This window comes from Serpentinimonas maccroryi, from assembly GCF_000828915.1.
Taxonomy (GTDB): domain Bacteria; phylum Pseudomonadota; class Gammaproteobacteria; order Burkholderiales; family Burkholderiaceae_C; genus Serpentinimonas; species Serpentinimonas maccroryi.
This window is the reverse complement of the sequence record NZ_AP014569.1, coordinates 836,036-856,341: the sequence shown is the minus strand read 5'-3', so window position 1 is coordinate 856,341 and position 20,306 is coordinate 836,036. Positions and strand designations below refer to the sequence as shown.

The 20,306-nt window shown below is 66.2% G+C and carries 18 protein-coding genes; 16 read left to right on the top strand and 2 right to left on the bottom strand.

All coding sequences use genetic code 11. The features are described 5' to 3' along the window. The first annotated feature begins 46 nt into the window (after nt 1-46). The 13 genes from metE (at nt 47) to SMCB_RS04005 (ending at nt 13,792) form a co-directional block, all read left to right on the top strand. Complete coding sequence (gene metE, locus SMCB_RS04065) at nt 47-2,326, top strand: 5-methyltetrahydropteroyltriglutamate--homocysteine S-methyltransferase (RefSeq protein ID WP_045535261.1); 2,280 nt, start codon at nt 47-49, stop codon at nt 2,324-2,326. Between the two features lie 67 nt (nt 2,327-2,393). Further along, the gene (locus tag SMCB_RS04060) at nt 2,394-2,975 is read left to right on the top strand and encodes a Na+/H+ antiporter subunit E (protein WP_052468407.1); all 582 of its coding nucleotides are present in this window, start codon (nt 2,394-2,396) and stop codon (nt 2,973-2,975) included. A gap of 7 nt (nt 2,976-2,982) precedes the next feature. Further along, complete coding sequence (locus SMCB_RS04055; RefSeq protein ID WP_045537583.1) at nt 2,983-3,267, top strand: MrpF/PhaF family protein; 285 nt, start codon at nt 2,983-2,985, stop codon at nt 3,265-3,267. After that, nucleotides 3,260-3,640, top strand: a complete 381-nt coding sequence (locus tag SMCB_RS04050) for a monovalent cation/H(+) antiporter subunit G (protein WP_197539315.1) — start codon at nt 3,260-3,262, stop codon at nt 3,638-3,640. The genes SMCB_RS04055 and SMCB_RS04050 overlap by 8 nt, the downstream gene beginning before the upstream one ends. Next, nucleotides 3,637-4,563: a hydrogen gas-evolving membrane-bound hydrogenase subunit E gene (gene mbhE / locus SMCB_RS04045; protein WP_045535259.1), complete on the top strand. Its 927-nt coding sequence runs from the start codon at nt 3,637-3,639 to the stop codon at nt 4,561-4,563. Before SMCB_RS04050 ends, mbhE begins: the two co-directional genes overlap by 4 nt. Then, the gene (locus tag SMCB_RS04040) at nt 4,560-4,940 is read left to right on the top strand and encodes an NADH-quinone oxidoreductase subunit K (RefSeq protein WP_082027217.1); all 381 of its coding nucleotides are present in this window, start codon (nt 4,560-4,562) and stop codon (nt 4,938-4,940) included. The genes mbhE and SMCB_RS04040 overlap by 4 nt, the downstream gene beginning before the upstream one ends. Further along, nucleotides 4,933-6,405 carry a complex I subunit 5 family protein gene (locus SMCB_RS04035; RefSeq protein ID WP_045535257.1) on the top strand — a complete coding sequence of 491 codons (1,473 nt, stop codon included), beginning with the start codon at nt 4,933-4,935 and terminating at the stop codon, nt 6,403-6,405. The genes SMCB_RS04040 and SMCB_RS04035 overlap by 8 nt, the downstream gene beginning before the upstream one ends. Beyond that, complete coding sequence (locus SMCB_RS04030; RefSeq protein ID WP_045535255.1) at nt 6,402-7,991, top strand: complex I subunit 5 family protein; 1,590 nt, start codon at nt 6,402-6,404, stop codon at nt 7,989-7,991. The genes SMCB_RS04035 and SMCB_RS04030 overlap by 4 nt, the downstream gene beginning before the upstream one ends. Next, on the top strand, nt 7,988-10,012 hold the full coding sequence (locus SMCB_RS04025; protein ID WP_052468406.1) for a complex I subunit 5 family protein: 2,025 nt from the start codon (nt 7,988-7,990) through the stop codon (nt 10,010-10,012). The genes SMCB_RS04030 and SMCB_RS04025 overlap by 4 nt, the downstream gene beginning before the upstream one ends. Before the next feature lie 179 nt (nt 10,013-10,191). Next, nucleotides 10,192-11,187: a Bug family tripartite tricarboxylate transporter substrate binding protein gene (locus SMCB_RS04020; RefSeq protein WP_045535254.1), complete on the top strand. Its 996-nt coding sequence runs from the start codon at nt 10,192-10,194 to the stop codon at nt 11,185-11,187. A 59-nt stretch (nt 11,188-11,246) separates the two neighbouring features. Next, nucleotides 11,247-11,702 (top strand): MarR family winged helix-turn-helix transcriptional regulator, encoded by a 456-nt coding sequence (locus tag SMCB_RS04015; protein WP_045535253.1) that lies wholly within the window; start codon nt 11,247-11,249, stop codon nt 11,700-11,702. An 84-nt stretch (nt 11,703-11,786) separates the two neighbouring features. Continuing rightward, entirely contained in the window at nt 11,787-12,827 is a 1,041-nt protein-coding gene (locus SMCB_RS04010) for an aromatic ring-hydroxylating oxygenase subunit alpha (RefSeq protein ID WP_045535251.1), read from the top strand. Continuing rightward, the gene (locus tag SMCB_RS04005) at nt 12,827-13,792 is read left to right on the top strand and encodes a PDR/VanB family oxidoreductase (RefSeq protein WP_171820316.1); all 966 of its coding nucleotides are present in this window, start codon (nt 12,827-12,829) and stop codon (nt 13,790-13,792) included. Before SMCB_RS04010 ends, SMCB_RS04005 begins: the two co-directional genes overlap by 1 nt. Before the next feature lie 31 nt (nt 13,793-13,823). Here SMCB_RS04005 and SMCB_RS04000 read toward each other — a convergent pair whose 3' ends face one another. Both SMCB_RS04000 and SMCB_RS03995 read right to left on the bottom strand, forming a co-directional pair. Further along, nucleotides 13,824-15,380, bottom strand: coding sequence for an acyl CoA:acetate/3-ketoacid CoA transferase (locus SMCB_RS04000; protein WP_045535247.1), 1,557 nt, complete (start codon nt 15,378-15,380; stop codon nt 13,824-13,826). 31 nt (nt 15,381-15,411) lie between these two features. Further along, nucleotides 15,412-16,644, bottom strand: coding sequence for a thiolase family protein (locus SMCB_RS03995; RefSeq protein ID WP_045535244.1), 1,233 nt, complete (start codon nt 16,642-16,644; stop codon nt 15,412-15,414). Nucleotides 16,645-16,764: 120 nt separating this feature from the next. On the opposite strand from SMCB_RS03995, the gene SMCB_RS03990 reads away from it, so the two are divergent. The 3 genes from SMCB_RS03990 (at nt 16,765) to SMCB_RS03980 (ending at nt 19,949) form a co-directional block, all read left to right on the top strand. Further along, entirely contained in the window at nt 16,765-17,550 is a 786-nt protein-coding gene (locus SMCB_RS03990) for a crotonase/enoyl-CoA hydratase family protein (RefSeq protein WP_045535242.1), read from the top strand. Continuing rightward, complete coding sequence (locus SMCB_RS03985) at nt 17,547-19,430, top strand: feruloyl-CoA synthase (RefSeq protein ID WP_045535240.1); 1,884 nt, start codon at nt 17,547-17,549, stop codon at nt 19,428-19,430. Before SMCB_RS03990 ends, SMCB_RS03985 begins: the two co-directional genes overlap by 4 nt. A gap of 75 nt (nt 19,431-19,505) precedes the next feature. Next, nucleotides 19,506-19,949 carry a MarR family winged helix-turn-helix transcriptional regulator gene (locus SMCB_RS03980; protein ID WP_231851242.1) on the top strand — a complete coding sequence of 148 codons (444 nt, stop codon included), beginning with the start codon at nt 19,506-19,508 and terminating at the stop codon, nt 19,947-19,949. The last annotated feature ends 357 nt before the right edge of the window (nt 19,950-20,306 follow it).

Here is a 20,306-nt window from a genome sequence, read left to right as displayed (position 1 = left end):
GCTGGGGGCGCTGCGTCCGTTTGAATCGCAACCGCATTGGAGTGAGATGGTTACCACCCACAACTTGGGTTTTCCGCGCATGGGTATGCGCCGGGAACTGAAATTCGCCCTCGAGGCCTACTGGCGCGCCGAAACCGACTCGGCGGCGCTGCTCGATTGCGCGCAAGCGCTGCGCCAGCGCCATTGGGCTTGGCAAGACACGCTCGATTGGGCTCCCGTGGGCGATTTTTCGCTCTACGACCACATGCTCGACATGAGTTTCACACTCGGGCACCTGCCCCAGCGGGCGCAGGGTTTTGGGGGTGATGAACTCGAGCACTACTTTAGGCTGGCGCGCGGCCAAGGTCGGGCCGCGTGTTGTGGCGGCGCCATTGCAGCTGCCGAAATGACCAAATGGTTCGACACCAACTACCACTATCTGGTGCCCGAGTTTGACACCCAGACCCGCTTCGAGCTCGACGACCGACGCTTGCGCCAACAATGGGGCGAAGCCTTGGCCCAGGGCGTGCGCGGCAAGCCGGTGCTCATTGGCCCCGTCACCTACCTGTGGCTGGGCAAGATGCGGGGCGGGGGCGATCGCTTGCAGCTGCTGCCCGCCTTGCTCGAGGTGTATGCCGAACTGCTCAAGCGCCTGCATGCGTGGGGCGCCACGTGGGTGCAGATCGATGAACCGATACTGGTGCAAGACCTCGACCCCGACTGGCAGCACGCCTTCAATCTGGCCTACCACCAGCTCAAAAACGCACCCGTGCAAATCTTGCTGGCCAGCTATTTTGGGGGCTTGGGCGACAACCGCTATCTGGCTGCCAATCTTCCGGTGGCGGGTTTGCACATCGACGCCGTGCGCGGCCGCGATGAGGTGAGCGCCCTGCTCAACCTGCTGCCCTCCACCAAGGTGCTTTCGCTGGGCGTGATCGACGGCCGCAACGTCTGGAAAACCGACCTTTATGCAGCGCTCGGCTGGCTCGAGCCGCTGGCACAGCGGCTGCAAGAGCGGCTCTGGATCGCGCCCTCGTGCTCACTGCTGCACGTGCCGCTGGACTTGGATGCCGAACCCAATCTCGATCCATCGCTGCGCGGCTGGCTCTCATTTGCGCGCCAAAAACTGCAGGAGCTGCACCTGCTGGCGCGCGCCCTCAACCACGGGCGCCAGAGCGTCGCAGACCAACTGCAGTTGCACCAGCACGGGCTGATCGAGCGTGCGCAATCCACGCGGGTGCACCGCAGCGAGGTGCAAGCCGCCCTGCGCGCCAGCAACGCCTTGCCCGCGCACCGCCCCAGCCCCTACGCAGAACGCGCGCGCCAGCAGCAAGCGGTGTTGCAACTGCCCCAGTGGCCCACCACCACCATCGGCTCTTTCCCGCAAACCGGCGCGATCCGGCAGGCCAGACAGCGCTTCAAAAGCGGTCAGATCGACGCCGCCGCCTACGAGCAGGCCATGCGCGACGAGATTGCACTGTGCGTGCGCGAACAAGAGGCGCTCGGGCTCGACGTGCTGGTGCATGGCGAAGCCGAACGCAACGACATGGTGGAGTATTTTGGCGAACAACTCGAGGGCTTCGCCTTCACCACCCAGGGCTGGGTGCAGTCCTACGGCTCGCGCTGCGTCAAGCCCCCCATACTCTACGGCGACGTGCAGCGCCGGCTGCCCATGACGGTGCACTGGAGCCGCTACGCCCAGTCGCTCACGCACAAACCCATGAAAGGCATGCTCACCGGGCCGGTCACGATGCTCAACTGGTCTTTTGTGCGCGACGACCAGCCGCGCGAGCTCAGCTGCCGACAGCTGGCGCTGGCGCTGCGCGCCGAGGTGCTCGATCTGGAGCAGGCTGGCATTGCGGTGATCCAAATCGACGAGCCCGCGCTGCGCGAAGGCCTACCGCTCAAAAAAGCCGATCAGGCAGCCTACCTCGATTGGGCAGTGGCGTGCTTTGGCCTGAGCGCCAACGGGGTGCGCGATACCACGCAGATCCACACCCACATGTGCTATGCCGAGTTCAATGACATCATCGAGCACATTGCCCGCCTCGATGCCGACGTCATCACCATCGAGACCGCCCGCTCGGCACTGGATTTGCTCGAAGCCTTCGAGCGCTACGACTACCCCAACGCCATCGGCCCGGGGGTTTACGACATCCACTCCCCCAACCAACCCGAAGTCGAGCGCATGGTGGCGCTGCTGCGCAGCGCGGCCCAGCGCATCGCGCCCGAACGCCTTTGGGTCAACCCCGATTGCGGACTCAAAACGCGCCAGTGGCCAGAGGTCAGGCCAGCCCTGCAACGCATGGTGCAGGCGGCACAGCAACTGCGCCAATCCAGCCGCTGAACTGGCCCCCTGCCCCCTACAATCGTTTGCGCGCAATGGGCTGCGCGTGCAAATTCGTAGGGGCAGCATGAAACCGGTCGTATTCAAGCGCTTGCTGGCAGCGGCACTGGCCTTGGCCGGGGTCTGGCTGCTGCTGTTGCGCCAGCCCGGGGTCTGGCCGGGGGCCGACGGCTGGCTGCTGGGGGCGCTGGCCGTGGCCTTGGCTTTGTGGGCAAGGCAGCGCTGCATGGCGGTCGCGGGCCACGTGCATGGGCCGGCCTGCACCCTACCGACCGATTTTCTGCCCAGCCCTCGCCTGCGCTGGCGCGCCTTGCCGCGCCTGCTGGGGGTGTTTGCTTGGCAATCGCTGCTGGGCGCACTGGACGTGACGCGGCGCGTCTGCACCCCGCGCATGCCGCTGCAACCGGGCCTGCTGGAGCTGCCGTTGCACCTGCCCGACGAAGGCCAGCAGGTGCTGCTGGCGCTGCTGGTCAGCCTGATGCCCGGCACCTTGGCGGCGCGGCTCGAAGACGGCCGCCTGACGCTGCACGCGCTCGACACCCGCCTGCCGATCGAGTCTGAGGTGCGCCGGCTGGAAGCCTTGGTGGCGGCCTTGTATGCATCGGCGCCTGCGCCCGCCACCGCGCCCGAACCGCCGCCACAGCCCTGAAGCCACCATGGAAACCCTGCCGCCCTCCTTGCCCTTGGCCTTTGGCCTGTTCGCCCTGCTGCTGGTGCTCAACTTAGCACTCGGACTGTTGCGCGTGCTGCGCGGCCCGGGCCTGACCGACCGCCTGCTGGCGGCGCAGCTGCTGGGCAGCACCGGCGTGGCGCTGCTGCTCACGCTGGCGGCGCTGCAAGGCTGGCCCTCGCTGCGCGACGTGGCGCTGGTGTTTGCCCTGCTCGGCTTGCTGGCCGCCGTGGCTTATGCGCGGCTGCGCCCGGAGCGGCACCGTGCTTGAGGCCCTTACCTGGCTGCTGCTGGCGCTGGCGGCGCTGTTTTTCAGCGCCGGCACGCTCGGCCTGCTGCGCCTGCCCGACACTTTAAGCCGCATCCACGCCCTCACCAAGGCCGACAACCTCGGGCTCGGGCTGGCCGCCCTGGCGCTGCTGCTGCACGCCGAATCGTGGGCTGCGGCGGCGCAGATCGGGCTGATCTGGCTGCTGGCGCTGGCCGCCAGCGCGGCTTCGGGCTATTTGATCGCGCGCCGCTGCCTGCTGGAATCGCAAGGCGCAGCGGGCAACGGCCACAATGGCCACAGCGGCCTCAGCACGCTGCCGGTGCCCGCATCTGCGCCCCATTCTGGGCCTCAAGCCCCCAAAGCCGCCCCATGAACGCCCTCGACCTGCTGCTGGCCTTGGCCTTGCTGCTGCTGGCCGGCGCGGCCCTGCTGGCGCGCTCGGTGCAGATCGGCAGCGTGCTGTTCATCGCCTTTGGCTTGTTGCTGGCGCTGGTTTGGGTGCGCTTGGGCGCGCCCGATGTGGCGCTGGCCGAAGCCGCCATCGGCGCCGGGGTGGCCGGGGCCTTGCTGCTGCTGGCGGCGAGCGAGTTTGAATCCCGCCGCATCGGCAGCGCCCGCACCCCCGAGCCGCGCCTGCCTTGGCCACGGCCGCAGCGCTCGCGGCCGCGTTGGACGGTCGGGGCGCTGGCGCTGGCTTGCGCCGCCCTGCTGCTGCTGGCCGTGCTGGGCATCGAGCCGCTGGCTGGCGCCGCCACCCAAGCTGTGGCGCAGGCCCTGCCCCAAGCCGAGATCGCGCACCCGGTCACGGCTGTGCTGCTGTCTTTTCGCGCCTACGACACGCTGCTCGAAATCGCGGTGCTGCTGGTGGCTGCGCTGGCGGTGCAGGCGGCGCCGGCCCCGCTCCATCGGCCGCTGCCGCACGATCCGGTGCTGGCGCGGGTGGCAGCGCTCACGGTGCCGCTGGCGCTGCTGGTGGCGGTGTATCTGCTGTGGGCGGGGTCGAGCCGCAGCGGCGGCGCCTTTCAGGCCGGCGCGGTGTTGGCCGGCGCGGTGCTGCTGGCGCGCTTTGCCAGCCTGCCGCTGGACCCGCAGTCGCACTTCACGCGGCCGCCCGTGCTGGCGCTGGGTTTGGCGGTGTTCATCCTCGTCGGTGTGGTGGCCGGGGCATTGGCCGGGGCGGCGCTGGCCTACCCGGCCGGCTGGACCAAGGCGCTGGTGCTGACCATCGAGGCCGCGCTCATGGTCTCGATCGCCGCCACGCTGGTGGCGCTGTTCGGCGGGAGCAAGGCGGCATGATTGAGGCTTGGGGTGCGGCTTTGAGCACGGGGTGGGAAGGGGTGTCGGGCCTGTGGTCGGCCGGGGTTTCGGTCTGGTTGCCCACGGGCAGCGCGCTGGTGCTGTTTGGGTTGCTGGGCATGCTGCTGGCTTCCTCGATTTTGCGCAAACTGCTGGCCTTCAACGTCATGGGCAGCGGCATCTTTGTGCTGCTGCTTGCGCTGCGCCCGCCCGGCCCCAGCGGCGTGGCCGACCCGGTGGCGCAGGCGCTGATCCTGACCGGAATCGTGATCGCCATCGCCGCCACGGCGCTGGGCGTGCGGCTGGCGCGGCGCTACTTCGAGCTCACCGGTCAGACCGAACTGCCCGAAGACCGGGACGCTGCGCGCGATGACTGAAGGCCTGCTGCTGCCCCTGTTGGTGTTGTGGCCGCTGGCCGTGGGGCTGGGCGTGTATGCGCTGCCCGAGCGCGCCAGCGCGGCGCTGCAGGTGTTGGGCACCGTCGTCATGGCGGGCTTGGTCGTCGGCGTGCTCGCCAGCCCCGAGCCGCTGCGCGCTGCCCTAGGCGGCTGGGCGGCGCCGCTGGGGATTGGGCTGCACGCCGACCGGCTGGCGCAAGCCATGCTGGTGCTCACGCTGCTCGTCTATGCCGCGGTGCTGCTCTACGCCCAAGCCTACTTCGCGCACGGCTCCGAGCTGGCGCGGCGCTTCTGGCCCTTGGCCTGGATGCTGTGGGCAGGCCTGAACGCCGGTTATCTGTCGGCCGACCTGTTCAACCTCTACGTGGCGCTGGAGCTGGTCGGGCTGGCCGCCGTGGGCCTCACCGCCCTCACCGGCCAGAGCACGGCGCTGGCGGCGGCGCTGCGCTACCTGCTGGCGGCCCTGCTGGCCTCGAACCTGTTTCTGCTCGCCGTGGTGCTGCTCTACGCCAGCACGGGCAGCTTGGCGTTGGATTCGGTCGGGGCACACCTGGCCGCAACCGGCAGCTCCACTTGGGCCGCCAAACTGGCGTTGGCGCTGGCGCTGGTGGCGCTGGCGCTCAAAACCGCGCTGGCGCCGCTGCATTTTTGGCTGCCGGCGGCGCACGGCAACGCCGTCACGCCGGTGAGCGCGCTGCTGTCGGCGCTGGTGCTAAAGGTGTCGCTGCTGATTTTGCTGCGCCTGTGGCTGGAGCTGGCCCCGGTGCTGGACTTGGCCCTGCTCGGGCTGCTGCTGGCGCTGCTGGGGCTGGTGGCCAGCGTCTGGGGTTCGGTGCTGGCCCTGACGCAGCGCAAAATCAAGATGCTCATCGCCTACTCCAGCGTGGCCCAGGTGGGCTACCTGTTCCTGCCGCTGGCCTGGCTGCTGCCGGGTGGCTTGGGGGCGGCGCTGGCGCTCGAGGCCACGGTGCTGCACCTGCTGGCGCATGGGCTGGCCAAGGCCGCCATGTTTTTGGCCGCCGGGGTGCTGGTGCTGTCGGCCGGGCGCGACGATCTGGCCAGCCTGCGCGGCGCGGTGGCGCGCGAGCCGCTGGCCTTTGCCGCACTCACGCTGGCCGGCGTGAGCCTGATCGGCCTGCCCCCCAGTCTGGGTTTTGCCGCCAAGTGGCAGATGATGCAAGCCGCCCTGCTGGCCGACCAGTGGCCCTGGTTGCTGTGGCTGCTGGGCGGCACCCTGCTCAGCGCGGCCTACGTATTTCGGGTGTTGCGACTGGCTTTTTTGCCGGCCTCCGAAGCCTTTGAGGCGCGCGCGCCCTTGCCGCAGCGGCTGTCGCTGTGCGCGCTGGCGCTGGCGCTGCTGGCGGCCTTCGGCGGCTTCGGTGCGGCTGCCTTTAGCGACTGGCTGGCGGCCGACGCCCTGCTGGGGCACTGGGGCGGCACATGAACGACTGGCTGCTGCCCCTGACCCTGGCCAGCTCGCTGCTGGCTGGGTTGATCATATTTTTTCTGCCCGAGCGCAGCGTGGGCTGGCGCAGCGCGCTCAACCTGGGCGCGGCCGTGCTCAAGCTGGCGTGCGTGGCGGCCATGCTGTGGGGCACGCAGCAGGGCATCAGCTACGAGCTGCGCCTGCCCTTCCTGCCCGGGCACGAGCTGCTGCTGCGCGCCGACCCGCTCGGGCTGCTGTTCGTCACCCTGTCGGCGGTGCTGTGGCTGCTCACCACCGTCTATGCCATCGGCTACCTCGAGCACTCGCCCAACCGCAGCCGGTTTTTTGGTTTTTTCAGCCTGTGCGTCACGGCCACGGTGGGCATTGCGCTCTCGGGCAATCTGCTCACCTTCTTTTTGTTCTACGAACTGCTCACCCTAGCCACCTACCCGCTGGTGGTGCACCGCGGCACCCCGCAGGTGCTGCAAGCCGGGGCGCGCTACCTCGCCTACACCTTGGGCGGCGGGGTGGTGCTGCTGGCCGCCATCGTCTGGTTGCAAACGCTGGTGGGGCCGGTGGAGTTCCGCTCCGGCGGCGCCTTGGTTGCGCTGGAGGCCACGGCAGGCGTAGAAAACTGGATGCTGGTGGGGATTTTTGCCCTGTTCATCGCCGGGCTGGGCGTCAAAGCGGCGATCGCGCCGCTGCATGGCTGGCTGCCGCAAGCCATGGTGGCCCCGGCCCCGGTGTCGGCGCTGCTGCACGCGGTGGCCGTGGTCAAGGCCGGGGCCTTTGGCATCGTGCGCGTGGTCTATGAAGTCTTTGGCATCGAGTTTGCGCACAATTTGGGTGTGCTGCTGCCGCTGGCCGTGGTGGCTTCGGTGACCATCGTCTTTGGCTCGTTGCGCGCCCTGACGCAAGACGACCTGAAGCGCCGCTTGGCCTACTCGACCGTGAGCCAGGTCTCGTACATCGTGCTCGGGGTGGCGCTGTTCGGCCCAGCCGGCACCATCGGCGGTCTGGTGCATCTGGTGCACCAAGGCATCATGAAGATCACGCTGTTTTTCTGCGCCGGCAACTACGCCGAAACGCTGGGCGTGCACCGCATCAGCCAAATGGCCGGCATCGGGCAGCGCATGCCTTGGACCACGGCCGCCTTCACCATCGGCGCGCTGGGGATGATCGGCGTGCCCCCGGTGGCGGGCTTCATCAGCAAGTGGTATCTGGGGCTGGGGGCGATCGAAGCCGGCTTGGGCTGGGTGCTGGCGGTGCTGCTGTTTTCGAGCCTGCTCAACGCCGCCTACTTTTTGCCGATACTGCGCTTGGCTTGGTTCGAGGCCCCGCCACCGAGCTGGCCGCACGAAGCCCATGCTGCCCATGCTGCCCATGCTGCCCATGCTGCTCATCAAAACCGCCCAGCGCACGCGCATCCGACCGTGGCCGACGACGCCGCCCCGCCACCCCGCACTGGCGACGCCGCCCCCTTGCTGCTGCTGCCCACGCTCTGCGCGGCGGCGCTGGCGCTGCTCGCCGGTCTGGCGGCCGGGGTGCCGCTGAGCCCGCTGGATTGGGTGCGGTTCATCACCGCCACCGAGTACCTGCCATGAACAGCACCCTGGCGCTGGCTGCCGTGCCGCTGCCGTGGCTGCCGCTGCTGCCCCTGTTTCCGCTGCTGCTGATCTTGCTGCTGCTGTGGCGGCGCAGCCGTGCCTTGGCAACCGCGCTGGCCCCTTGGGCGGCTGTGCCGGCGCTGCTGCTTGCCCTGTATGCGGCCTTGTACGCCGCCTTGGGCCCTGCCCTTAGCGCTACTATTCTTGGCGCTGCCCTGACCGGCCCCACGGTGAGCTTGGCCGCACCCGCTGCACCGCCCATGGCGCTGGAGTGGCCGCAGCTGCTGCTGGGCCTGCGCTTTGGGCTCGACGGCCTAGGCACCGTCTTTTTGCTGCTCGCGGGCCTGCTCTGGAGCCTAGCCGGCTGGGCCGCACAGATCTATCACCGCCACGACGAACGGCGCCACGCGCTGTGGGGCTTTTGGCTGGCGGCGCTGAGCGGCAACCTGTGGCTGATCGTGGCCCAAGACGCCATCGGTTTTTACGCCGGTTTTGCCCTGATGAGCTTTGCCGCTTACGGCTTGGTGGTGCATGCGCGCAGCGCCGACGCTTGGCGCGCCGGTCGGGTCTATCTGATCATGGCGGTGCTGGGCGAGGCGCTGCTGCTGTCCGGGTTGCTGCTGCGCGTGGCCGGCAGCGAATCGCTCGCCCTGCCGCTGGAAGGCAACGGTGGGCAGCACGCCAGCTTGGCCACGGCGCTGATTTTTTTGGGATTTGGCGTCAAGGCCGGGGTGCTGGGGCTGCACCTGTGGCTGCCGCTGGCGCACCCGGTGGCCCCGACACCGGCCAGCGCCGTGCTCTCGGGCGTGATGATCAAGGCCGGGCTGCTGGGCTGGATGCGGTTATTGCCCCTGGGCACCGAGCCTTGGCCGCTGCTGGGCGCGGCGGCGCTGCTGCTGGGGCTGCTGGCGGCGCTGATCGCGGTGCTGATCGGGCTCACCCAGCGCCAGCCCAAGGTGTTGCTGGCCTATTCCAGCATCAGCCAAATGGGGTTCATGACGCTGGGCATCGGCGCGGCGCTGCTGCACCCCGGCGCTTGGCCGGCGCTGGCCCCGGCGCTGGCGCTCTACGCCCTGCACCACGGGCTGGCCAAGGGCACCCTGTTCTTGGGTGTGGCGGCGCTGGCGCAGGCCGCGGGCGCGGCGCGGCGCTGGGCACTGGCCATGCAAGCCCTGCCCGCCTTGGCACTGGCCGGTCTGCCCCTGAGCAGCGGCTTTTGGGCCAAAGACGGGCTCAAGCAGGCGCTCTCCAGCCTGCCCGCCCCATGGCCCGAAGCGCTCACCTGGCTGCTGCCCATCGGGGCCTTGGGCACCACGCTGCTGATGCTGCGCCTGCTGTGGTTGCAGGCGCAACCGCAGGCAGACCCCGATGCCCATGCTCATGCAGCCTCAGCAGCGACCGCAGCCACGGCAAGCACAGGGGGCACCGCAACCACCGCTGCCACGGCTGCCACCGCAACTACCGCTGCACCAGGCACCGCCAGCGCCGCTGCCCCCGCCGGCGGGCACGCCACCCCCACGCTGCGCGCGCCTTGGCTGGCGCTGCTGCTGGCTTCGCTCGCCTTGGGCGTGCCCGGTCTGCTGGTGTTTTTGGGCATCGCGCCGCCGGGTCTGCCGCCGCCATTCGCCGCAGCGCCCGCGCTGGCCTTCCCAGCCCTGAGCTTTGCCCTGGCAATGCTGCCGCTGCTGCTCGGTGCGGCGCTGGCTGGGGCTGCGCTGCACTGGTCGGGCTACACCCTGACGGGCCGCCCGCACAGCAGCCACAGCCAGCCCTTACGCACCCCGCCCCAGATCACCCCCGGCGACCTGCTGGGCCTGATCGAAGCGCCGCTGCAGCGCTTTTGGCTCGCCATGCTGGCGCTGTCGGCGCAGCTGGACCGCTACCGCGGCCCCAGCCCCACCCCGGCACACCGCTGGCCGCGCACCCTGTGGCTCGAAGAGCGCCAACTGCGCCGCCTGCCCGTGGCCGGAGCGGCGCTGCTGGCGCTGCTGCTGCTCATGGCGCTGTTGATGCGCTGATCGCGTGCCTGCGCAGTAGGCCATCGCCCGGCCCGGCACCGGCTGGCCAAAAAACACCGCTTGCGCTCCGGGAAAACACTGATGAAATATAACTATTCTTCAATTAAGCTGCACAACCATCTGCACGTCAAGTCGGACGGCAGCCGCAAAGCCCCATAAATCCGCACCAGGAGCAACCCATGACCCATCGCCCACCCCAGCTGAATCGTCGTCACGCTCTCGCCCTAGGCGCGGGGCTGGCCCTCAGCGCAGCCACGATACCCGCCTGGGCCCAGTCGAGCTGGCCCAGCCGCTCGATACGCTTGATGGTCAACTTCCCCGCTGGCGGCAGCTCGGACGCCATCGCGCGCCCGATCGCGGCGGTGCTCGCCGAATCGCTGGGTCAACCGGTGGTGGTGGTCAACCGTGCGGGGGCATCGGGCAACCTCGGCGCTTCCGAGGCCGCGCGCTCTGCGGCAGATGGCTACACGATGCTGTTCAGCCCGGGCAGCACCATGATTTCCAACCCCTTCCTCTTTAGCCAGATGCCGTTCGATGCCGAGCGCGACGTGATTCCGCTGGCCTCGGTCGCGCGGCTGTCCCTGTTCCTGATGGTGCATCCTTCGGTACCCGCCAACAACGTTCAAGAGCTGGTGGCTCACATCCGTGCCAACCCGGCTCGTCTCAACTACGGCTCCAACGGCCAGGGCAGCTCACCCCACCTAGCGGCCGAAATGATGCTGCGTCAGGTAGGGCTCCAGGCATCGCACGTGCCTTATCGCGGTGCAGCGCCCGCCTTGGCCGCCTTGCTCAGTGGCGAGATTCAGTTCATGTTCGATTCCGGCCCTGGCCTGCCCCATGCCGCCGCGGGCCGTTTGCGGCTTTTGGGCGTGGGAAGCCCGGTGCGAGCAGCACAGTTTCCCAACGTCCCCACCCTGGTGGAATCCGGCTTCCCCGGTTTTGACGTGGACACGCTGTTTGGCATTTACATGCCCAGCGGCACACCCGTTTCCTTGCTCGACCGGCTGCACCAAGAAGTCAACCGCACGCTGACAAACGCACGGGTGCAAGAGGCGATACGCGCCATGGGCGCTGAACCGATGGCCTTGAGCCGTCAGGCTTTTGCCGAACGCATGACGAGCGACCGCAACCGCTTTGGGCAATTCATCCGGCAAGCGGGCATTACCGCTGAATAAAAGCATCCTCGTTCAGGCATGCTCCAGGGGCTTCACGGTTTGACGTATCCTTCAGACCTGTGAAGCCCCTTTTTGATGCACACCTGTATCGCGAGCCTGGTCACCTGATCCGTCGCGCCCACCAGTTGGCCGTTGCCGCTTTCCATGAGGTGCATGGCCGTCAAGTCACCCCCGTCCAGTACGCTGTGCTGCGTGCTCTTGCTGAAACGCCCGATATCGACCAAGTGACTCTGGCCGTAAAGGTGGCCCTGGATACCTCAACCACTGCGGACATCGCCACGCGCCTTGAAGCCAAAGGCTGGATTGTCCGCAAGCTGCTGCCCCGGCGACAGCGCAGCTTGAGTCTGACCGCACAAGGGAAAGCAATCCTCGCAGACATGTTGCCGCGCGTCGCCCCCATGTACGAGCGTTTGATGGCTTCCTTGTCTGCCGAGGAGCAGGCGGAGCTCGTGCGGCTGCTGTCCAAATTTGCGGGACTGACAACACCCCTACCCAACGAACGTTCTTCCAGATAGCCCTCTTGCCAAAACGGCCTAACGTACTAAAATAACATCACATTCAGTACACTGAATGTAAACAATCACCTATAGGAGACCTGCATGTACCCGCTCAACACCTGGTATGTGGCTGCGCGCAGCCACGAGATAGGCAGCACGCGCCCGCTGGGTCGTCACATCTGCAACAAGCCGATGGCTTTTTTCCGCCAGGCCAGCGGGCAGGTCGCGGCCGTTGAAGATTTTTGCCCCCATCGGGGTGCGCCGCTGTCGCTGGGCTTTGTGCAAGGCGACACCTTGGTGTGCGGCTACCACGGCTTGGCCATGGGGGGTGATGGCAAGACGGCCTCGATGCCGTGTCAGCGCGTGCGGGGTTTTCCGGCCATCGCCAGTTACCCGGTGCATGAGGCGCATGGCTTCGTGTGGGTGTGGCCGGGCCACCCCAGCCAGGCCGATGTGGCGCTGATTCCCCAGTTCGAGTGGCTGGGCAACCCGGCTTTCGGCTACGGCGGCGGGCTGTATCACATCGGCTGCGACTACCGGTTGATGATCGACAACCTGATGGACCTGACGCACGAAACCTACGTGCACAGCAACAGCATCGGGCAGAAAGAAATAGACGAAGCGCCCTGTCAAACCCGTGTCGCAGGCGACCATGTCATCACCGAGCGCTACATGGAGGGGATCGAGGCCCCGCCCTTTTGGCAAATGGCTTTGCGCCTGAACGGGCTGCCCGACGATCGGCCGGTTGACCGCTGGCAAATCTGCCATTTCACGCCGCCCAGCCACGTGATGATCGAAGTGGGCGTGGCGCTGGCCGGCAACGGGGGCTATCACGCGCCCGATGCGGTCAAGGCAGCCAGTTGGGTGGTGGACTTCATCACACCCGAAACCGCGACCTCGATGCATTACTTCTGGGGCATGGCGCGCCGGTTCAAACCGACCGACCCAGAGCTGACCGAAAAAATCCGCGAAGGCCAAGGCAAGATCTTCGCTGAAGACCTAGAAATGCTGGAGCGTCAGCAAAAGAACCTGAGCGCACACCCCGAGCGCAAGCTGCTGATGCTCAACATCGACGCCGGGGGCGTGCAGTCGCGCAAGGTCATCGACCGCTGGCTGGCCGCCGAACAAGGCGTCGTGGCATGATGAAGCTGGATTTGATCGCCGTGCGCGTGGCTGCGCGGCGCATCGAGGCCCTAGACATCGTCAGCCTGGACCTGGTGCCAGAGGACGGCAATGCGCTGCCTGCTTTTGCTGCCGGCGCCCACATCGATGTGCATCTGCCGGGGGGGCTGGTGCGGCCCTACTCGCTTTGCAACCCGCCGGGCGGAGAAAGCTGCTACCGAATTGCCGTGCTGCGCGATCCGGCCAGCCGTGGCGGCTCCCAAGCCGTGCATGCGCACCTTCTAGTGGGAACCGCCCTGGCCATCAGCCCGCCGCGCAACCATTTTCCGCTCGACGCCCAAGCGCCTTTTCATCTGTTGCTGGCGGGCGGCATCGGTATCACGCCGCTATGGGCCATGGCGCAAGCGCTTTTCCAAACCGGGCAGCCCTTTGAGCTGCACTTTTGCACCCGTTCGCGGGCACGCACGCCATTCCTCGACACCTTGGCCAGTTCCCCCTTTGCCGCCCAAGTGCAGCACCATTACGATGATGGCGAGCCGATGCAGAAGTTGGACATCGCCGCCACCATCCGCCAAGCACCCGCTGGCACGCATCTGTATGTGTGCGGCCCGCAAGGGTTCATCGATGCCGTGCTGCAAGCAGGCCGTGATGCGGGTTGGCCCGAAAATCGCCTACACCGCGAATACTTTGGCGCCGCCCCGGTGGCCAGCGCCAACCAAGGGGCTTTTGAACTCCAGCTGGCCAGCTCTGGCCGCGTAATCCCCGTTCAAGCGCACCAGAGCGCGTTGGCCGCGCTGCTCGCCGCTGGGCTGGACATCCCCATGTCGTGCGAACAGGGGGTCTGTGGCACCTGCCTGACGGGTGTGCGCGCCGGCACGCCGGATCATCGCGACCAGTACCTCACCGACGAGGAACGCGCGGCCAACGATCGGTTTTTGCCCTGCTGCTCGCGCGCCCTCAGCCCTCGCTTGGTTTTGGAGCTCTGAGAGGCTGGGAGGCTGAGCGGCAGTTGGGCCTTCAGCGCCCCAGGTGAGCGCCGAGCCCGCCCCACCGTTCACTGAAGATGCCGGGGTCCATGGTCTTCAAATCCTTGATGATGGGCCGGAAAGCCATGTGCGCCAGCACATCCCGCTCCAGATCGACACCTGGCGCAATTTCTGTCAGCTCCAGACCGCCTTCGCGCAAGCGAAAGACAGCGCGCTCGGTGATGAAAACCACGTCCTGCTGCCGCAAGGCGGCATCGTGGCCGTTAAAAGTGATTTGCTCGACTTGGTCAATGAACTTGCGGGCTTTGCCCTCTTGCACGATGGTGAGCCTGCCCTCCCCCACCTTGACCGCCAGCCCTGCGGCGGTGAAACTGCCGCAGAACACCAGCTTTTTGGTTGCGCGGGTGATGTTGATGAAGCCACCGCAGCCCACAGGTCGGCCGTTGAATTTGCTCACGTTGACGTTGCCATGGGCGTCTGTCTGGGCCAAACCCAAAAAGCTAGCCGCCAGCCCGCCGCCGTCGTAAAAATCAAACTGGGCGCTTTGCTCGATGATCGATTCGGCGTTGTAAGCCAGACCGAAATCGCCCAGCTGCGCGGGAATGCCCCCATTGACACCCGATTCGATCGAGAGCATGAGCAGGTCCGAAACCCCCTCTTCGGCCGCCACGGTCGGAATGCCGGCCGGAATGCCGATCCCGAGGTTCGTGACGGCCCCGGGGGTGAGCTCCATGGCCGCACGGCGCGCGATCACCTTGCGCTCGTCCAGCGGCATGGGCTGCAAATGGTCCGCCGGCACCTGCACATCGCCGCACAAGGCGGGATTGAACTGCGTGGCAATGCTCTGCATGTGGTTTTCGGGTTGGCCGATGACCACGTAATCGACCAGCATGCCCGGCACCTTCACCGACTTCGGGTGCAAGCTGCCGGCCTGCACCACGGCCTCGACCTGACAGATCACGATGCCCCCGCAGCGCTTGGCCGCTTGGGCGATCGACAACTGTTCCAGCAGCATGCCTTCTTTGTCCAGCGTGATGTTGCCCCGCTCATCGGACAAGGTGCCGCGAATGATGGCGACGTCGATTTTTGGTGGCGCGTAATACAGCCACTCCTGCCCCTCAAACTGAACCCGTTTGACCAGGTCTTGCGTCGAACGGCGGTTCATCTTGCCGCCCTCCAGCCGGGGATCGACAAATGTACCCAGACCCACTTGGGTCAGCAAGCCCGGCGAACGGTTGGCAATCTGCCGCGTGAGGTGCGATAAAGAGCCTTGGGGGAAGTTGTAGGCCTCGACTTCGCCATCGAAAACCATCTTCATCATCTCTTTGCCGGTCTGACCGAAATGACCGGCCACCACCCGCTTGATCATGCCTGGGTGGGCAAAGTGCTTCATGCCGGCCGCGCCAGAATTGCCGATCGCGCCACAGGCCCAAGTGCTGAGCTGGCGCGGATGGCCGGTCTGCAAAAAGGTGCGCTCGAGGCCGTGCAACACCTCTTCGGCTAACCCGGTCACCGCCAAACCGCCCAAGAAAATGGTGGCTTCGTCGGGAATCAGGGCGCCCGCTTCGTCGGCGGTGATGATTTTCATGTTTGTCTCCGAAACATAGTGAACGTTGCAATCAGACTTCCACAAGCAGGGCCATCCCTTGGCCGCCGCCCACACAGGCAGAGGCCACCCCATAGCGCAAACCACGGCGCCTGAGCTCGCGCGCCAGGGTAATCGTCAGGCGCAACCCGGTTGCCGCCAGTGGATGGCCCAGGGCAATGGCGCCCCCGTTGACATTGAGCTGGTTGCGATCCAGCCCCAGCTCGCGCTCCACCGCAATGGTCTGTGCGCCTTGGGCCTCGTTGATCTCGAACAAGTCGATGTCGTTTAGGGACAGCCCGCAGCGCTCGAGCAAGGCACGAATGGCCGGGGCCGGGCCTATGCCCATGATTTCTGGCGCCACCCCCACGGCGGCGGCACCCACCAGCCGCGCCAGCGGCTTGAGGGCATGGCGCTGCACGTAAGCGTCGCTGGCCACCAGCGCCCCCGCGGCCCCATCGACCAAGGCCGAGCTGTTGCCTGCCGTCTGCACACCGCCTTCATAAACGGTGCGCAGCTGGGCCAGCGCGTCCACCGGTGACGGCCGCGGGTGGGTGTCTTGCGCCACCTGCGCCACCTTGCGTGGCAAACGGATGCCGCGCGGGTGGTAACCGGCCAGTGCAAAGGTCTCGGACTGCACCGGCACGATCTCGCCAGCCAAAAAGCCATCGGCCTGGGCTTTGAGCGCAAGCTCGAACGAGCGGCAGGCGTAGCGGTCAACGTCGACCCGACTGATGCCGTATAGGCGGGCCAGGTTTTCGGCGGTTTCGATCATCGTCACCGGCACCGCGGTGTCGATCAGCGCTTCCATCAAAAAATCCTTGAAACCCACCGGTGCTCCCAGCTTGAAACCCGTGCGGTGGTTGTAAGCGGCAATCGGGTTGCGCGTCATCGACTCGGCGCCCACCACCAGCGCCAGGTCGGCATAACCCAAGGCGATCTGATCGGCTGCTTGGCGCAAAAGCTCAAAGCCGGTGCCACAGATGCGCTGCACCAAAATGGCTGGCGTCGACAGCGGCACCCCGGCGTAGAGGCCGATGTGGCGAGGCAGCATGTAGGCATCGAAATCGGCCTGCGCCATCGATCCGGTGATGACAGAGTCCACATCGCTGGCCGCCACACCGGCGCGCTCGATCACGGCGCGTGCCACCTTGATGCCCATGTCGGTCGGCGAGATGTCGCCAAAGGCTCCGCAATAGTCCACCATGGGCGTGCGCACCCCGTCGAGCAGCCAAGCGTGGGCAAAACGATGGGCAAAGGTTTTCATCGGATGGGTCTCCAGTGGTTGGCGTCAATCGGCCCATGGGATAACCCTTGAGCCCGTTGTGATTGGCGATTTTTATTTATATACTATAACCAGATTTCATCGCTCAAGCAAGGAGACCCCATGTCAATCACCGCCCTTTCTGCCGATCTCTCTCTGGAACTGCGGGGCGCCGTGGCCATCGTGCGGCTCACCCGTGCGGCCAAGCGCAACGCCATCAACGATGGGCTGGTGATGGGCTTGCGCCAGGCTTTCGAGGGCTTTGGCCCCGACATCAAAGCGGCCGTGATCGCGGGAGACGGCAGCCATTTCAGCGCGGGGCTGGACCTGAGCGAACTGAGCGAGCGCAACGCGGTCGAGGGCATGCACCACTCCCGGATGTGGCACAAGGCGCTGGATGCGGTGCAGTTTGGCCGCGTGCCGGTGGTCGCGGCCTTGCACGGAGCCGTTGTGGGCGGTGGGCTCGAACTGGCCTGCGCGGCCCACATCCGCGTGGCCGATGAATCGGCCTTCTACGCACTGCCCGAGGGCTCGCGGGGTATTTTTGTCGGTGGTGGCGGATCGGTGCGCGTGCCGCGACTGGTCGGCGTGGCGCGCATGACCGACATGATGCTGACCGGCCGCGTCTACAACGCCCAAGAAGGCGAGCGGGCGGGCTTTGCCCAGTATCTGGTGCCCGCTGGCCAAGCCTTGGACAAGGCGCTGGAGCTGGCAGAAAAGATTGCCCTCAACACGCAGGCCACCAACTATGCCCTGACCCACGTGCTGCCACGAATTGCCGAGCAAAGCGCCGACCACGGCCTGATGACCGAGGCCCTGATGGCGGCCATCGCCCAATCTGCACCCGAAGCCAAAGAGCGGGTCAGGGCTTTTCTCGAAGGACGCGCCAGCAAAGTGCAAAAATCATGAGCACACCCACCAGCAAGCCGCGTTACCGTGCGGTGGCGTTCGGTGTGAGCCAAGTGCGGGTGCGGGAAGGCGCCCAAGGCGTGCGCTATCTGCGCAGCGAGGCCGAGTTGCAGCCCTACGCCCGCACCATGGGCGAGCGACTCCTACACTGGGTGCAGACGGCACCCGATCGCACCCTGTTTGCCCGCCGCGAGCGCCTGCCCGACGGGGCGTTGGGCGACTGGCAGCACCTGACTTTTGCGCAAGCGCTGGCGGGTGCGCGCCGCATCGGGCAAGCGCTGCTGCAACACAAGCTGAGCGCGCAGCGCCCGGTCGTCATTCTGAGCGAAAACGATCTGGAGCATGCACTGCTTGCCTTGGCGTGCCTGTACGTTGGTATCCCCTATTGCTCGACTTCGCCGGCCTATTCGACCCTCAGCACCGACTTCGGCAAACTCAAACACGTGCTGGCCACGCTCACGCCCGGCCTGGTGTTTGCCAGCGACGGAGACCGATATGCCGACGCCCTGCGGGCCACCGTGCCGGCCGATTGCCCGATCGTGCTGACGCATCCGGGGCGCTTTCAGCGCGCAGACGGCCAATGGATGCGTTTCGATCGGCTCATGGCGACCGAGCCCACGGCTGCTGTGGACGCAGCCTACGCCAAGGTCGGACCAGACACGATCGCCAAATTCCTCTTCACCTCGGGCTCGACCAAGCTGCCCAAGGCCGTCATCAACACCCAGCGCATGTGGTGCGCCAACCAGCAACAGATGCGTCAGTTTTTGACCCCGCTGGCCATGGAGCCGCTGGTGCTGGTTGACTGGCTGCCCTGGAACCACACCTTTGGCGGCAACCACAACTTCGGCATGGTGCTGTACAACGGCGGCACGCTCTACATCGACGAGGGCAAGCCCGTGCCGGCGCTGATGGGCGAGACGCTGCGCAACCTGCGCGAGATAGCCCCTACGGTGTACTTCAACGTCCCCACCGGCTTTGAAGTGATCGCCGAGGTCATGCAAACCGATGCCGTGCTGCGCCAGAACCTGCTCAGCCAAGTGCGCATGTTCTTTTACGCGGCTGCGGCGCTCTCGCAGCCCATCTGGGATGCCCTGCACGCGGTGCAGGAACGGGAGATCGGGGAGCGCATCGTCATGGGAACGGGCTTGGGCATGACGGAATCTGGGCCGTTCGCCTTGTCGGTCAACAGCAGCGACGTGCAAGCCGGCGATCTGGGGGTGCCCGGCCCAGGGCTCGAAATCAAGCTGATCGAGACCGACGGCAAGACCGAAATCCGCTACAAAGGCCCGAACATCACCCCCGGCTATTGGCGCAGCCCCGAAGCCACCGCACAGGCTTTTGACGACGAAGGATTTTTTTGCAGCGGCGACGCCGTGGCCTGGATCGACCCGGCCAACGTGCACAAAGGCTTGCGTTTCGATGGCCGCATCGCCGAAGACTTCAAGCTCAGCACCGGCACCTTTGTCAGCGTCGGCCCGATGCGCGCCAAGGTAATTGCCGCCGGCTCGCCTTATGTGCAAGATGTCGTGCTCACTGGCCTGAACCGTGGCGAAGTGGGCGCCTTGATCTTCCCGAGTCCGCACGTCAGGGCGTTGAGCGCTTTGCCACCCCACGCGCCTTGGCCAGACGTGCTGAACCACCCCGCAGTGCGCAGCCATTTCCAGCAACTGGTCGATCAACTGGCCCAGTCTGCCACGGGCAGCGCTACCCGCATCGCCCGCGCCCTGTTGTTGGCCGAGCCGCCATCCATCGACCGGGGTGAAATCACCGACAAGGGCTCGATCAACCAACGCATGGTGCTCAAACAGCGCGAGGCGCTGGTGGAGGCCTTGCATGCCGACGCAGCCCCAAACATCATCAAACCCAAAGCACCCAAGTGAGCGCTGCCTCGGGGTAACATCCGGCCTATGTCCACTGTGCTTGAAGCGTCCACCGAAGCCACCTGCCTTTCCCCGGTGGAGATACCCACCGCCATCGACAACGCCTTTCTCGAAAGCCTGATCGGCTACAACGCCCGTCGGGCGGCCTTGGCCGTGATCGGGGTGTTCATGGAGCGCATGGCGCCTTACGGCTTGCGGGTGGTCGATTTTTCGGTCTTGACGCTGATCACCCACAACCCCGGCATCACGTCCCGACAGCTCAGTTCGATGTTGGCCATTCTGCCGCCCAACCTGGTGGGCATGATCCGCCAGATGCAAGCGCGCGGGCTGATTGAAAAACGGCCCCACCCCAATGACCGGCGCGCCCAAGGGCTGTATGCCACCGCAGCGGGTGAGCAACTGCAAGCGCAAACCCAACAAGTGGTGTCAACGCTGGAATCCGAAGCCGTCACCCAATTGACGCCAGAGGAACGCCACACCCTGATCAGGCTGCTGCGCAAGGTTTATGAGTTTCGGTAGAGCGGTGCTTGCAGAGGGAAGTGTATCGAAACCCTGCGAAGCCTAGAAAAGCTGAAAGTAGTTGGCTGACAAGAACTTAGCGAAACTGATCGAAGCTCGCCTGAACTGACAGGTGTACCGCAGGTTTACCGAGAACTTCGGCACACCTGGGCCACATCCCTTCAAGACACCCGCTCAAGCAACCAGCTCAGTGAGCGTAGTGACCACTTTGAACTGCACCTGCTGGAAGTTCTTGAAGTGGCACCTTCCGCACTCGATCCGCAGGTCCACGGATTCAGGTATCTTGACAGGCGCCGCCCTACACGGTGATCCCCTTCAAATTCGGGTTGTCTACGCATCCGACGCGAACCGCATGCT